The 13536-nt window shown below is 38.5% G+C and carries 15 protein-coding genes; 3 read left to right on the top strand and 12 right to left on the bottom strand.

From position 1 onward, the window contains the following. Window positions 1–72 precede the first annotated feature (72 nt). From KQP79_RS06970 to KQP79_RS06955, 4 genes are all read right to left on the bottom strand, one after another. Window positions 73–1065 carry a YeiH family protein gene (locus KQP79_RS06970; protein WP_004312517.1) on the bottom strand — a complete coding sequence of 331 codons (993 nt, stop codon included), beginning with the start codon at window positions 1063–1065 and terminating at the stop codon, window positions 73–75. A gap of 120 nt (window positions 1066–1185) precedes the next feature. Continuing rightward, the gene (locus tag KQP79_RS06965; protein WP_004312518.1) at window positions 1186–1560 is read right to left on the bottom strand and encodes a YccF domain-containing protein; all 375 of its coding nucleotides are present in this window, start codon (window positions 1558–1560) and stop codon (window positions 1186–1188) included. 18 nt (window positions 1561–1578) lie between these two features. Beyond that, the gene (locus tag KQP79_RS06960) at window positions 1579–2010 is read right to left on the bottom strand and encodes a DUF1810 domain-containing protein (protein WP_004312519.1); all 432 of its coding nucleotides are present in this window, start codon (window positions 2008–2010) and stop codon (window positions 1579–1581) included. 59 nt (window positions 2011–2069) lie between these two features. Next, a complete protein-coding gene (locus KQP79_RS06955; RefSeq protein ID WP_224262864.1) occupies window positions 2070–2984 on the bottom strand; it encodes a GNAT family N-acetyltransferase in 915 nt (304 codons plus the stop codon). A 409-nt stretch (window positions 2985–3393) separates the two neighbouring features. On the opposite strand from KQP79_RS06955, the gene KQP79_RS06950 reads away from it, so the two are divergent. After that, window positions 3394–4020: an HU family DNA-binding protein gene (locus KQP79_RS06950; RefSeq protein ID WP_004302073.1), complete on the top strand. Its 627-nt coding sequence runs from the start codon at window positions 3394–3396 to the stop codon at window positions 4018–4020. A gap of 228 nt (window positions 4021–4248) precedes the next feature. Here the strand turns inward: KQP79_RS06950 and KQP79_RS06945 are convergent, their stop codons facing one another. Together KQP79_RS06945 and KQP79_RS06940 are read right to left on the bottom strand one after the other, a co-directional pair. Further along, entirely contained in the window at window positions 4249–5145 is an 897-nt protein-coding gene (locus KQP79_RS06945) for a LysR family transcriptional regulator (protein WP_004309793.1), read from the bottom strand. A gap of 70 nt (window positions 5146–5215) precedes the next feature. Further along, a complete protein-coding gene (locus KQP79_RS06940; RefSeq protein ID WP_004309792.1) occupies window positions 5216–5803 on the bottom strand; it encodes a DUF6621 family protein in 588 nt (195 codons plus the stop codon). A 285-nt stretch (window positions 5804–6088) separates the two neighbouring features. Here KQP79_RS06940 and clpB point away from each other — a divergent pair, with 285 nt between their 5' ends. Next, window positions 6089–8677, top strand: a complete 2589-nt coding sequence (gene clpB / locus KQP79_RS06935) for an ATP-dependent chaperone ClpB (RefSeq protein WP_004309791.1) — start codon at window positions 6089–6091, stop codon at window positions 8675–8677. Window positions 8678–8733: 56 nt separating this feature from the next. Here clpB and KQP79_RS06930 read toward each other — a convergent pair whose 3' ends face one another. The 6 genes from KQP79_RS06930 to nusB form a co-directional block, all read right to left on the bottom strand. Continuing rightward, window positions 8734–8982 carry a hypothetical protein gene (locus tag KQP79_RS06930; RefSeq protein WP_004309790.1) on the bottom strand — a complete coding sequence of 83 codons (249 nt, stop codon included), beginning with the start codon at window positions 8980–8982 and terminating at the stop codon, window positions 8734–8736. A 476-nt stretch (window positions 8983–9458) separates the two neighbouring features. Continuing rightward, window positions 9459–9887, bottom strand: a complete 429-nt coding sequence (locus KQP79_RS06925) for a DUF5606 domain-containing protein (protein ID WP_004302066.1) — start codon at window positions 9885–9887, stop codon at window positions 9459–9461. A gap of 20 nt (window positions 9888–9907) precedes the next feature. Then, window positions 9908–10525, bottom strand: a complete 618-nt coding sequence (gene coaE, locus KQP79_RS06920; protein WP_061447630.1) for a dephospho-CoA kinase — start codon at window positions 10523–10525, stop codon at window positions 9908–9910. Beyond that, window positions 10515–11528, bottom strand: a complete 1014-nt coding sequence (locus tag KQP79_RS06915; RefSeq protein ID WP_061447728.1) for a CdaR family protein — start codon at window positions 11526–11528, stop codon at window positions 10515–10517. The genes coaE and KQP79_RS06915 overlap by 11 nt, the downstream gene beginning before the upstream one ends. Before the next feature lie 21 nt (window positions 11529–11549). Further along, window positions 11550–11873: a preprotein translocase subunit YajC gene (gene yajC / locus KQP79_RS06910; protein WP_004302063.1), complete on the bottom strand. Its 324-nt coding sequence runs from the start codon at window positions 11871–11873 to the stop codon at window positions 11550–11552. 39 nt (window positions 11874–11912) lie between these two features. Next, a complete protein-coding gene (gene nusB, locus KQP79_RS06905) occupies window positions 11913–12839 on the bottom strand; it encodes a transcription antitermination factor NusB (RefSeq protein WP_004313974.1) in 927 nt (308 codons plus the stop codon). A gap of 168 nt (window positions 12840–13007) precedes the next feature. Here nusB and KQP79_RS06900 point away from each other — a divergent pair, with 168 nt between their 5' ends. Beyond that, window positions 13008–13409 carry a PUR family DNA/RNA-binding protein gene (locus KQP79_RS06900; protein WP_004309787.1) on the top strand — a complete coding sequence of 134 codons (402 nt, stop codon included), beginning with the start codon at window positions 13008–13010 and terminating at the stop codon, window positions 13407–13409. Window positions 13410–13536: the final 127 nt, after the last annotated feature.

The following is a 13536-nucleotide window of genomic DNA, read 5'->3' as shown; positions in this document are numbered from 1 at the left end:
GGTGGGAGAAAGTCGTTTACTACGATCATTCTCCCACCTTTTTCTCTTTTATATAATTCTCTCTTTTATTTCTTACACGAAGTAAATGTATGCCAATGTGCTCAAACTGATAATTACCCAAAGCAAAATTCCTTGAACCAAAGGCTTTATTCCAACTGCTTTCAATACATCAATAGAAAGAGAAGCACCGATGAAAAACATGGTAATCGTCAGAGTTTTACGGGCAATACCGTTAATAGCCGCTCCCAATTGTGGTACTCCATCCAGCAAATAAGTGTTTACTACCAATGCCAACACGAAGAAGAAGATAAACCATGGAATACTTATCTTTTGTCCTTTGCTTTTGAAAATAAAGGAAGTAGCAAAAGCCATCGGGATAATCCAAAGCGCACGGGTCAGTTTAATAGTGGTTGCCACTTTCAATGCTTCTTCACCATAAGCAGCTCCTGCACCTACTACAGAACTGGTGTCATGAATGGCAATAGCTGCCCATGTTCCGAATTGTTGCTGATCCATATTTAATGCATGACCAATGGCGGGGAAAATGAAAAGTGCGATAGCATTCAAGATAAAGATAGTACCCAATGCTACAGACATTTCACTATCTTTCGCTTTCAATACCGGTCCCACAGCCGCAATGGCACTACCACCACAGATAGCAGTTCCCGAACTGATAAGATAAGCTGTATTACGGTCAATCTTGAACAACTTACGTCCGATAAACCAACCTATTACCAAGGTTCCGATCACTGAAATGACTGTAAACTCCATACCTTCCTTACCGGAAGCTAAAGCAGAATGAAGATTCATACCAAATCCCAATCCTACAACTGAATATTGCAACAGATATTTAGAGGTTTTCTTATTAAACTTAGGATGCGCTTGTCCACAAGTCAATGCAAAAATAAGTCCGAGGAACAAAGCAACCGGAGGAGTTACCCAAGCCGACCATGCTTCCAATCCCGGAATATAGTCTAAAAAAAGAAAGAAAGTCAGAGTAGAAAGCAGTGCAACATAAATCATCTTATTATTTGCCTGCAAAGTTTTTGTAGCTGTTGAAATCATATCTTTTTATCTTTAATTGTTTTCCGGGTGCAAAGGTACGGTAAACAATCAAGACCCACCAATAGTTTCTAATTATGCATTATAACTTTTAATTATAGGCATACTCTCTCCCAACTACTCTTACACTGTTACAATGTCTTTCCCAAAAGGCGATAATGCCAAAGATGCCAACTTGAAGTGTTGCAATCCAAAAGGGATTCCGATAATGGTAATGCACAATATAGCCCCGAAAACCAAATGTGACAGACAGATCCAAATGCCACCCAGAAATATCCACAGGATATTCATCAATATATAGAGGCAGCCACCGGAACGGTTCCCACTTCTGACTTCTTTACCGAAAGGCCATAAAGCAAGTCCGGCCAACTTCAATGTTTGCATCCCAAAAGGAATGCCGATAATGGTCAGCATCATCAATAAACTCGAAATGAGGTATTCGACAGCAGTAAAGATACCACCAAGCAGCAACCACAATAGATTCATTAAACAGCACATATAAAATAGTATTAGTTATTATTCCAATTTTCTTTTTGTTGTCTCATCCACTTTACCCTGATAATAATGGTCGATCACTTGCTGAAACAAATCATCCGAAGCAACTTCATTAAAAAGCGTCATGCATGACAATACTTTCATCGCATCTAACGAACCGAAAACTTCCTGCGCCGTTTTATTTTTCAAATGAAGAAAAACAGACGTTATTTCACGAAGTCTTTCTCCCAAAATTGGATGGGCAAGATATGCTTCAGCCTCTTCTTTGCCGCTAAGGCCATAATACTGTGAATTATAACTCATGCCCAATCCTTTCAGTTGAGGAAATATATACCAAATCCAATGGGAATATTTCCGCCCGTTTCTAACTTCTGCAAGGGCTTGTTCATAATCACCTCGCTGGGCATCTAAAAATCGTTGTAAGTTATAGTCAGTCATAGATACTTCTCGCATTTTTTTAAGTTATCATACTTTCAGGAGATAACAGAATCAAATAAGTGATTTATTTCGAATCACAGCACTTTTTTCAATTCTATTAAAGCCGAGACTTCGTTTTCCTTATTAATGTACTTCTCTATTTCATAGGGTTTATATCCTAATTTAGTATATAACAGAAGCCCACTCGTATTAGCATCAAAACAAGACAAATGAAGCTCCGATACATTATATTTCTTTTTCCCAATATCTTCCATAGCATTTATCAGAAATGTGCCAACGCCACGATTACGAAAACAAGGACTTACTATTACATTTCCAATAGCACAATATTGAGATTCTCTTACCTCATAGAAATTTGCAAACCCTACTACTTCATTATTAAATAAAACAACAGTCGAATCAAATCTATCTTTTATTGTATTCTTTAATTGATCGATTGTTAAAGGAAAATCAGCTTTAGGAAACATAAAAAACAGTTCCTGCTTGTTTCGAGGTAATTTACAAACAGTTTCTAAATCGTCAAACGTAAAATCTCTATAAGTAAGTTTTTCTTTTTCCATAATAATCATGCTGATACCCTCCATTTCTTTTCTACATACAATATTATAACCGACTTTGCTATATAGATGCAAAGTATTGGGTGTCTCTTCGCCTGTAAAAAGAGAAAACGTATGACAGTGGGGAAATAACCGTTCTATTTCAGTCATAAGTTCTCTACCTATACCTTTATTCTGAAAATCGGGATGCACTATCAATTTACCAATATGACATACTCTATTTTCATCCATACGTCCCCTGACAGAACCTACAATCTGTCCATCATCTGATACGTATTTTAGAATAATGCCTGTCTGATACTCATCACAAATCTCATCCTGATTTTGCAACAAAGGGGGAAGATCGAATTTATTCATTCGTTCGGCCACCACCATAAAAGATTTCTTTTGCAAAGATAAAATGTTTACCAAATCATTTTCTTCAGCTTGCATGATATTAGTATGACTCATAATATTACAAATATACACTTTTCTAAAAACTAACAGAAGCATTGCATCCACTTTTTAGGAAATAATATATTAAGCATTAAATCCCGTTATATCCTTTCTCTTTAATCATCTTCATTCCCTCCCAAACTATTAATAGAAAACTTCTTCTTTATTAAGGATAAACTTCTTTTTGTCAAATAGAAAACTTATCTTTGTATAAGAGTAAACTATAAATGCAAGCTTTGATTATAAAAATGAAAGCTTTGTTTTTATAAACGCAAGCTTCAATTATAAAAACAAAAGTTGCATTTATAGTTTATAATTAATCAAAAGGAACTTTACTATTAGAAGAAAGGAAGTTTGCCTCTAATACAAAAGAACTTATCTATTAATACTTTAAACAATAGATGATATGGCAAGATATATCATAGAGGAGATGCCCGATCTTCAGAAAACAGGCAAAAGAATTACTTATCCTAAATTTGCGCGGATAGATAATACAAGCATAAAAGAGTTGGCGCAACGAGTAGGTGACGTCAGTGGATTCAGTGCAGGAGACATAGAAGGCGTACTACTTCAGACCGCCATTGAAATGGCGCATTTGATGGCAGAAGGACGCTCGGTAAAGATAGACGGAATAGGAACGTTTACTCCCTCTCTTACTTTAGGCAGAGACAAGGAGCGGGAAGATCCGGAAGAAGGGGGGAGTCATCGCAACGCACAAAGTATTTTTATAGGAGGTGTAAATTTCCGGGTAGACCGAGAAATGGTGAGAAATATCAGCGAAAGATGCCAACTGGAAAGAGCACCCTGGAAAAAGCAACGATCCTCTAATAAATTCACATCGGAACAACGACTGGCATTAGCTCTAAAGTATCTGGATGAACATCCCTTCCTGACCGTTTGGGAATATCGCAAACTAACAGGATTGTTGCAAACAGCAGCAACCAACGAACTAAGACAGTGGGGACATCAACCGGATTCTGGAATAGAAATCACAGGAAGAGGAGCACACAGGGTATATATAAAGAAAAAATAGTCGAACGAAGAGGATAACAGTATGAGAAATACCCCGAAAATAGATGAGAAATAACTGTTTTGAGGCCTATTTCACTAAAGAAACTATGAGAAATAGGCTTTCTCAAAACGTTTCCCATTCAGTAATTATCTGGTTATAAGATTATTATAAAATAATTATGAGAATATGAGAAATGAAAATCATTTTTCTTATTCTGGAGAAGCGATTGCACGAGAGAAAAAGACAAACTTACAGGCTTTTACTATGATGTCCGGCGAAACGCATAAACACCTGTGACAATCCTCCCTCCTGCCCTTGCAGCTGTACAAAGTTAAATTCGCGCAGCATCGGCATTCCTTTTATTTCGACTACACGGAGATTGCCAGCTACAAGCTCTTTATGCACCGAACGGATAGAAACAATTCCCATACAGTCCGTATGTTCCAAAAAAAGCTTGATACTCTCTGTACTACCGAGATACATCAATACATTAAAAGAAGAAAGTTTGAGATTATGTTGCAATAAGGCACGTTCAAACACATCTAATGTACCGGAGCCCCTCTCCCGCAAAACCAAAGGAATATTCAGCAAATCTTCCGGAGTAATCTCATCCGTGACAGCTAATTTACTCTGTGTATGCACCACGGCAACCAGTTCGTCTTGCAAAAATGGAGTATATTTCAGATTAGGTAAGCGGAAGATCCCTTCGACCAGTCCCAAATCAATCCGATGCTCTTGCAAGGCAGCTTCCACTCCCCGGGAATTTCCATTAATCAAAGAAAGATTGATTTGCGGAAACTTGGCTATAAAGTTCGCTAACAGAGGAGGAAGTACATATTGCGCAATCGTAGTACTGGCCCCCAATTTCAGTTCGCCGATATATTCATTATGCAACAGATGCATCTCATATTCTAATTGTTTATAATCGTCCAGGATTTTCTCGCTATGTTTCAGCAGCAATTCTCCGGCCTTAGTCAGTGAGATTTTGCTCCCTTGACGGTCGAATAAACGAGCTTGATAGTAAGTCTCCAGCTCCTGAATATGTTTGGTGATAGCAGGTTGACTGACAAACAATTCTTGCGAAGCCTTCGTAAAGCTTAGATTCTTCGCTACGCTCTGAAATACTTTTAAACGAAAATCGGACACGGCAATTATGATTAACAGTTAAGAAATCAATGACGAATAATGAATTACAGAAAGAATAAAAGCACAATAGTTATTGCAATTCTTCCGCTTTTATCCCCAACGCCTGCATGACAGGGAAAGCCAGCATATCCCATTTATAATCCACCGGAAGTTCGGGCTCATTCATACGGAATTGAATGACCTCTTTGCCTTTCACTTCATGCAAAGCATCAGTCACTTTCTTTCCATACTCCTCATTGAAAGAAATAACGATCATCCTTTTCACGTCTGCCGAATCGGAAACGATAGAGAGTAAATCCAAAAACAAATCTTCTCTTGACACCATTCCTTCCGACGGAACGCTGGCAAAAGAATATTCACCATAAGGGCTCTGAAACGCAACTCCATTCAATTCTTCCTGCAAATCGGAAGGTTGGCAATATTGCAATCGACTGGATTCTTTATCATACACAAAAAGAAATTGCACCTCGTTCTTCCCTTCTGTAATCCCTGCATCCAAGGTTATATAGGTGGTCAACATCGAAAGGTCTATCTCTTGTAAAGAACGATGCAAAGTTTCTTCAAAATATCCTTTTATATCTGTTATTACAAAATTCAAAAAAGCAGCGTCAATCAACACCACTGCTTCAGCAAGTTTTATTTGGGGCTTATCACTCATATACCATCTATATTATTACAGCGGATAAAGATACTACAATACTTTTATTTATCCACTTTTCAATATTTATTTTCTTTCATCACAGGCTAAGATTACACAAACAAGCGTATCAGGTAACAAATGATATTTTATAGCAAATTCGTCAGTTACTCCCAGATAAAAAGGTCATTTTGTCCTTTAACTCCTTAATACTCATGCTATTTTGTCATATTTTTATACTTGGCAAATCTTTTGCGCCCTCTTAGGTGTTATTAAAAACGTGAAATAAGAAAGGAGAACAAAGATATGAACTTTAACAATTTTACCATCAAATCTCAAGAAGCGGTACAGGAGGCCGTGAACCTGGTACAAAGCCGGGGACAACAAGCCATTGAACCTGTCCACATCATGCAGGGAGTAATGAAGGTGGGTGAAAATGTCACTAACTTCATCTTCCAGAAACTTGGCATGAACGGACAGCAGGTAGCTCTTGTTGTCGACAAACAGATCGACTCCCTGCCAAAAGTATCCGGCGGAGAACCGTATCTGAGTCGTGAATCTAACGAAGTATTGCAGAAAGCAACACAGTATTCTAAAGAAATGGGCGATGAGTTTGTTTCATTAGAGCATATCATACTAGCATTGCTGACTGTGAAAAGTACCGTCTCCACTATCTTGAAAGATGCCGGTATGACGGAAAAAGAATTACGCAATGCCATCAGCGAGTTGAGGAAAGGAGAAAAAGTAACGTCACAATCTAGTGAAGATACTTATCAATCATTGGAAAAGTACGCTATCAACCTGAACGAAGCTGCCCGTAGCGGAAAACTGGATCCTGTAATTGGACGTGATGAAGAAATCCGCCGGGTACTCCAGATATTGAGCCGCCGTACAAAGAATAATCCGATTCTAATCGGTGAACCGGGAACTGGTAAGACAGCAATCGTAGAAGGCTTGGCACATCGTATCCTTCGAGGAGATGTACCTGAAAACCTGAAAAACAAACAGGTCTATTCATTGGATATGGGAGCACTGGTTGCCGGTGCAAAGTATAAAGGTGAGTTTGAAGAACGACTGAAATCAGTTGTCAATGAAGTGAAGAAATCAGAAGGTGATATAATTCTGTTCATTGATGAGATTCATACACTGGTAGGAGCCGGAAAGGGTGAAGGCGCCATGGATGCTGCAAACATTCTAAAACCTGCCTTAGCTCGTGGAGAATTACGTTCTATCGGAGCAACAACCCTCGACGAATATCAAAAGTACTTCGAAAAGGACAAAGCTTTGGAGCGTCGTTTCCAAATCGTACAAGTGGATGAACCGGACAACGTGAGTACTATTTCTATCCTTCGTGGACTGAAAGAGCGTTACGAGAACCATCACCATGTGCGTATCAAAGATGATGCCATCATTGCAGCCGTCGAATTGAGTAGCCGTTATATTACCGATCGTTTCCTGCCGGATAAAGCCATTGACCTGATGGATGAAGCTGCAGCCAAACTGCGTATGGAGGTAGATTCTGTTCCTGAAGAACTGGATGAAATCTCCCGCAAAATCAAGCAGCTGGAAATCGAACGGGAAGCTATTAAACGTGAAAACGATAAACCGAAACTGGAAATCATCGGTAAGGAGCTTGCCGAACTTAAAGAACAGGAAAAGTCCTTTAAAGCCAAATGGCAGAGTGAAAAAACACTGATGGATAAAATCCAGCAGAATAAGGTTGAGATAGAGAATCTTAAATTTGAAGCAGAAAAAGCTGAACGTGAAGGTGACTATGGTAAAGTAGCCGAAATCCGTTACGGTAAACTTCAGGCTTTGGACAAAGAGATAGAAGATACTCAAAAGCAGCTACGTGATATGCAAGGCGATAAAGCCATGATTAAGGAAGAGGTAGATGCTGAGGACATTGCCGATGTTGTTTCCCGTTGGACAGGTATTCCTGTCAGCAAGATGCTGCAAAGTGAAAAGGATAAACTATTGCACTTGGAAGAGGAACTTCATCAACGTGTAATCGGTCAGGATGAAGCGATTGAAGCCGTGGCAGATGCCGTGCGCCGTAGTCGTGCCGGATTACAGGATCCGAAACGTCCGATTGGCTCGTTCATTTTCCTCGGAACCACCGGTGTAGGTAAGACCGAACTGGCGAAGGCATTGGCAGAATTCCTGTTCGATGACGAAACGATGATGACTCGTATCGACATGAGCGAGTATCAGGAAAAGCACAGTGTTTCCCGTTTAGTCGGAGCGCCTCCGGGATACGTAGGATATGATGAAGGCGGTCAGCTGACAGAAGCTATACGTCGGAAACCTTACTCTGTTGTCCTGTTTGACGAGATAGAAAAAGCTCATCCGGATGTTTTCAATATCCTGTTACAGGTATTGGATGACGGACGACTGACTGACAATAAAGGAAGGGTGGTCAACTTCAAAAATACAATCATCATCATGACTTCGAATATGGGTAGTTCTTATATACAAAGTCAGATGGAGAAGTTGCACGGTTCCAATAAAGAAGAAGTGATTGAAGAAACGAAGAAGGAAGTCATGAATATGTTGAAAAAGACGATTCGCCCGGAATTCCTGAACCGTATTGATGAAACGATCATGTTCTTACCATTGAATGAAAAGGAAATCAAGCAGATCGTACTCTTACAAATCAAGGGAGTTCAGAAAATGCTTGCCGAAAACGGAGTGGAACTGAAACTGACGGAAGGAGCATTGGACTTCTTATCTCAAGTGGGATATGATCCAGAATTTGGAGCTCGTCCGGTAAAGAGGGCTATTCAACGTTATCTATTGAACGATCTATCCAAAAAGTTACTTTCCCAAGAAGTCGACCGCAGCAAAGCAATTACCGTTGACGCTGGTGGAGACGGATTGGTATTCAGAAATTAAGAGTTTCCATTTAAATAGAATGCCGGTATGCTTGATAAGAAGCATACCGGTATTATTTATATCCCTGAATATGTAAATCTCCGGACTTCCGGTTGGCAATTCGGATGGCTCATTACCAAAACATAGGTACCCTGTTGAGGGATTTCCATAGTCAATGAAGGCAAAGCAAATTTATGTTTGCCTTTTAATTCTCCCTGTGAATCGTAAAGGAATACCATTGTACCTGCCAACAAACCTGTCAGGCATAATGTCCCTTTTTCATTGTCCAAACGGACGTTTACTTCTTTATTTGTTATTGTCTCCATACCCTATATCAAAAACCGTCTGCTCCCCTAGAAGGCTATTAAAAATAAAAAGCGTGGGAACTTACTACAATTATCCCCCCCTTGACGCTTTAGACATCTACTAGCTAAATCATGCAAAACAACTAATGTTCAACCACATATTTACATACATGGCAGAACACGAGCGTTTAAACATTATTCCTAAGTAGTTCAATATTGTCCAGATCTCAAGTCTTGAATAATATCTTTATAACGCTTTTGTTCTCTATTGTTATTCACCGTTCACTACTGCTATTCCCAAGAATAGTGAACAGCGACAAAGATACATAAAAAAGCATCATTATTTACAATATAAGTAGAAGATATTTATTTTAGTAAAAGATTACCCAAATAATACTAATTTTTTTCTGAACATACAAGTGTTTATACGAAAAAACATGATAAGCATTTAAAATGCTTATCATGTTCTCTATTTTTGATTAAATAAACGGTACAGATTATTCTGCAGCTGCTTCTTCCTTAACTTCACCTTCCGGTTTAAATTCTGTGATTCCATTAGAAATCAAGATGTTATACCAAGCTACCAATTTCTTGATATCTGCTACATATACGCGTTCACGATCAAAGTTTGGTAATACTTCAGCCAAGTATTCACGCAATTGTTCAGGAGTAGCCTTTTTCGGGTCGATAGAAGCCTGCGCTGATTTCTCTTTCTCTTTTATAGCTTCCAGCACATCATACAAAGGCACTTCTGCATCGTCCGTATACATTGCTATATCGGCCAAAGAAATAATTTTTTCATTACCATAAGCGGGGAAACGTTTCTTCTCAGCATTGACTGATTCAACAATCAACATATTTTTTCCTTGCGAAATAAGTTTGTATAATCCCGGTTTACCTGAGATAGACAAGATAGTCTTCAACATAGTATATATCCTTTTATTTATTAATTATTTTTTGCGGAGCAAAGGTAATGATTATTTTTAGATAGCAAAGAAATAAGCTCCAAAACCTGTGGAATTAACGGTGTTTCATCATCATTCACTATCACGAAATCGGCATGGCTTCTCTTTACTTCATCACTCATTTGAGCTTCGATACGCTTCATCACCAGTTCTCTTGACGAACAGTCCCGCTTTACAGCACGTTCCACTCTCACTTCCAGCGGCGCATATACCATAACCAGAAAATCAACTTCATCCTTAAAACCAGCCTCCACCAGTATTGCAGACTCCATACCCACCAGCAGTTCACTTTTCAACCGGGCAGCCCATTGACGGAAATCTTCTTTCACTTGCGGATGAATAATCTCATTCACTTTCCGCACATGCTCCTGATGACCGAACATATAAGAAGCCAACAAAGAACGATTCAACTCTCCACCCTGAAACACATCCTGACCAACCAGATCACAAAGCCCCCGGCGAATCACCGGATCTGTCTGTGTAATTCGCTTTGCTTCTATATCTGATATATAGACAGGTATTCCCATTATTTCGAGTAGCCTGGAAACAACACTTTTTCCACTACCAATGCCACCGGTTATGCCAATCTTAATCGCCATTAGAAGTAATTTGTTCTATCAGGAAGTCCACTTGCTCGGGAACAATACGTATTTGATTTATTCCACTTGGAAACGACTTCAATTTAACCGTATATTTATCAGAGCCAAGCTTCAGCAATTCTTCATAAGAGATATTGATGATAAAATCGCTTGCTTTTATACTGCGGAACCGTTTTAAGCCCACTTGAAAAGTAATCTGAACTTTGGAAGGAAAAGTACGTAACACCTTATCTGCCGGAAAATTAACTCCATGTAATGGCACTTCGACCGTTTTCTCCGTATAAATATCCACCGGGAAAGTCATTTCTACCGAAGCCGGAACAAACTTCACTCCTCTTTCAGAAGTCAGCAGAATTCGTCGCCGGGTTGTATCAGATATATTCTCCAAAGTTATATTTTGAGTATATGCAGTTGTTATAGTATCCAAAATTCCTTCCGGAGCATAAACCAATACAGAGTCCGGCTTACAAATGGTGTCAGATACATAATATTGAAGTCCGGCTGTCACTTTCCCCTGAAAACGAACAGGAACCAGCTTGGACTTTCCTTCGGAATAGATATATTCTAATGTATCCGGCTTGATCGATAGGATTTTGGAGGATACATTCAGTTGGCTTAATATTTTTTTCTCAAAGTCGGAAGCATAAATTTTCACATGATTATCTTTTCCTTTATAATCAAGAAAACCTAGATTGACCGGAAAGAAACTTTTCCCCAACATATAATTGAGAAGCACTGTCCCTTTATCTTTCACTCGAACACGAAGTTCGGAAGGAGGTTCCGAAGTCAACACTACATTGTTAGGAAGATCTTTCATTCGCACCGGGATAGAAAACTCCGCTTCATAATCATTATTGAGCGTCTGAAGCAACCAGAATCCACCGGCTATCAGAAAGAAAAATAAAAAAATTAAGAACTCTCTGCTCTTATCACTGAGCAGAAAATCCTTAATTTTCTTAGATAGTTTTAAATATGTATATTTTATATTCCTACGATCAAACATAGGCATTTATTTACCAACTATTTATTTAGACTGATTGCTAGCCGCTGAAGCATCAGCGAATATAGAATTCTTGTCTATTTTAATCTTTACATTAGAAGCAATCTCAAGTACTATATAGTCGTCAGTAATTTCCTTGATTGTTCCGTGGATACCACCTGCAGTAATCACATTCTGATTTACCTGAAGAGATTTACGGAAATTAGCTATTTCTTTCTGCTTCTTATTTTGAGGACGGATCATAAAGAAATACATGATAACAAACATAGCTATCAGCATGATCCACATCATACTTCCACCTCCGGCAGCACCGGCAGGAGCTTGCAATAATACAGTCAATACGTTCATAAATAATCTGTTTTAGTTTCTACTATATGGACAAAGGTATCAGTTTTTAGTCAACTTACCTTCTTTTTTTAATTGATTAACTATTCCATCCAGCGTACCGTTGATAAAGCTACCGCTTTTAGCTGTGCTATACAACTTCGCAATCTCTACATATTCATTTAACGAAACACTGACCGGAATGTTCGGGAAACTAAGAATTTCTGCTAATGCAGTCTGCATAATGATTACATCCATAAATGCGATGCGGTCCAAATCCCAGTTTTTTGTATTCTCACTCACCAAATGACGGTAATAGTCAGAATTCAAAATGGTGCGACGGAACAGACGACGTGCAAACTCCTGATCTTCGTCATCCTTAAATTCCGGAAGCAGTTCCTGGTTGGCACCCTTCTTTTCATCAAAGCGTTTGATTGTTTTCAAGACGAACGTGTCTACAATTTCTTTATCATCATTCCAGTACAGACTCTGGTCTTCCAATACCTGGTCAAGAGAATCATTATTAAAGATGTATGTCTTATAGATTTTTCTCCACAGTTCACGATCAGCTTCGTATGAGTTGTCATCAGAAGCCATATAATCTTTATAGATATCGGTTTCTACAATTTTCTCATAAAGCTCTTTGATAAAATCCTGGTCGTTTGTCCAGGTTCTTTTCTGATTAGCTATAAACTCCGTCAATTGTTTATTGACTTCCAATTGAGCAATAAACTTGTTATCTACGAACTTCCTGTTGGGATACAATTCCTCTGTCGTAGGTGCCAATTTAGCTTTTGCCGCATCAATACGTTTTTGTGCATACTCTGTCAATGCTATCATCAGCATTAACAAATAGTTGTAAAGGTCATACGCCTTTGAAAGACTAAAGAATAACTCTTTCTCCGCTGAGTCTAGATTTTTGCTGCCATTCTGATAATAGGCATATACTATCTGTATAATCTTAAGACGAATAAGAACTCTGTTGATCATAATTCAAATTAATACTGTTGTTATCGAACTGCAAAAGTAGATATTTTTAATGAGTTTCCACTAATAAATCACATTTTTTAATGCAGTATTTGATTCTCTGCGCTTTTTCTTTTGACAGTTTAAAAAAAATATCCAATTTTGAAGCCGATTATAAACGGACCGAAAGATATGGAAGATTTAAAAAAGAAAATGAGCGCAGACATGAATGATAAGGAGATCGTATTCTCCAAGTCCATTAAGGCAGGTAAACGCATCTATTACCTCGACGTAAAAAAGAATCGTAAAGATGAAATGTTCCTGGCTATTACAGAGAGCAAAAAAGTGATAACGGGAGAAGGCGATGATTCTCAAGTTAGTTTCGAGAAACACAAAATCTTCCTATATAGGGAAGACTTTCAGAAGTTTATGGCAGGACTCGAAGAAGCAGTCAATTTCATTGAGTGCAGCGACGCAAACGAATATATCGCCCGCCTGAACATCGAAGCTGATGAAGAAAATGAACGGAAAGCAATCGAAGAAGCCCGGGAAAACAAATTGGAGAGCGAAATTAAGATTGATATTGACTTTTAAGAAAGTAACTCTTTGATATTTCAAAAAAAAGATGTACTTTTGCACCGCTTTTTTGCAACATCGTGTGATAATCCACATCGTGTGATGGTGAATTAAGCAAACTAACTTAATTTAGAGTAACACAATT

This window comes from Bacteroides sp. DH3716P, from assembly GCF_025914115.1.
In the GTDB taxonomy this organism is placed as follows: Bacteria; Bacteroidota; Bacteroidia; order Bacteroidales; family Bacteroidaceae; genus Bacteroides; species Bacteroides ovatus.
This window is presented reverse-complemented; position numbering and strand designations above follow the sequence as displayed.

What these genes read in the sequence shown, in the direction of transcription:
- KQP79_RS06970 (WP_004312517.1), bottom strand. Translation starts at nt 1,065, where the DNA reads ATGATTTCAACAGCTACAAAAACTTTGCAGGCAAATAATAAGATGATT.
- KQP79_RS06965 (WP_004312518.1), bottom strand. Translation starts at nt 1,560, where the DNA reads ATGTGCTGTTTAATGAATCTATTGTGGTTGCTGCTTGGTGGTATCTTT.
- KQP79_RS06960 (WP_004312519.1), bottom strand. Translation starts at nt 2,010, where the DNA reads ATGCGAGAAGTATCTATGACTGACTATAACTTACAACGATTTTTAGAT.
- KQP79_RS06955 (WP_224262864.1), bottom strand. Translation starts at nt 2,984, where the DNA reads ATGCAAGCTGAAGAAAATGATTTGGTAAACATTTTATCTTTGCAAAAG.
- KQP79_RS06950 (WP_004302073.1), top strand. Translation starts at nt 3,394, where the DNA reads ATGGCAAGATATATCATAGAGGAGATGCCCGATCTTCAGAAAACAGGC.
- KQP79_RS06940 (WP_004309792.1), bottom strand. Translation starts at nt 5,803, where the DNA reads ATGAGTGATAAGCCCCAAATAAAACTTGCTGAAGCAGTGGTGTTGATT.
- clpB (WP_004309791.1), top strand. Translation starts at nt 6,089, where the DNA reads ATGAACTTTAACAATTTTACCATCAAATCTCAAGAAGCGGTACAGGAG.
- KQP79_RS06930 (WP_004309790.1), bottom strand. Translation starts at nt 8,982, where the DNA reads ATGGAGACAATAACAAATAAAGAAGTAAACGTCCGTTTGGACAATGAA.
- KQP79_RS06925 (WP_004302066.1), bottom strand. Translation starts at nt 9,887, where the DNA reads ATGTTGAAGACTATCTTGTCTATCTCAGGTAAACCGGGATTATACAAA.
- coaE (WP_061447630.1), bottom strand. Translation starts at nt 10,525, where the DNA reads ATGGCGATTAAGATTGGCATAACCGGTGGCATTGGTAGTGGAAAAAGT.
- KQP79_RS06915 (WP_061447728.1), bottom strand. Translation starts at nt 11,528, where the DNA reads ATGTTTGATCGTAGGAATATAAAATATACATATTTAAAACTATCTAAG.
- yajC (WP_004302063.1), bottom strand. Translation starts at nt 11,873, where the DNA reads ATGAACGTATTGACTGTATTATTGCAAGCTCCTGCCGGTGCTGCCGGA.
- nusB (WP_004313974.1), bottom strand. Translation starts at nt 12,839, where the DNA reads ATGATCAACAGAGTTCTTATTCGTCTTAAGATTATACAGATAGTATAT.
- KQP79_RS06900 (WP_004309787.1), top strand. Translation starts at nt 13,008, where the DNA reads ATGGAAGATTTAAAAAAGAAAATGAGCGCAGACATGAATGATAAGGAG.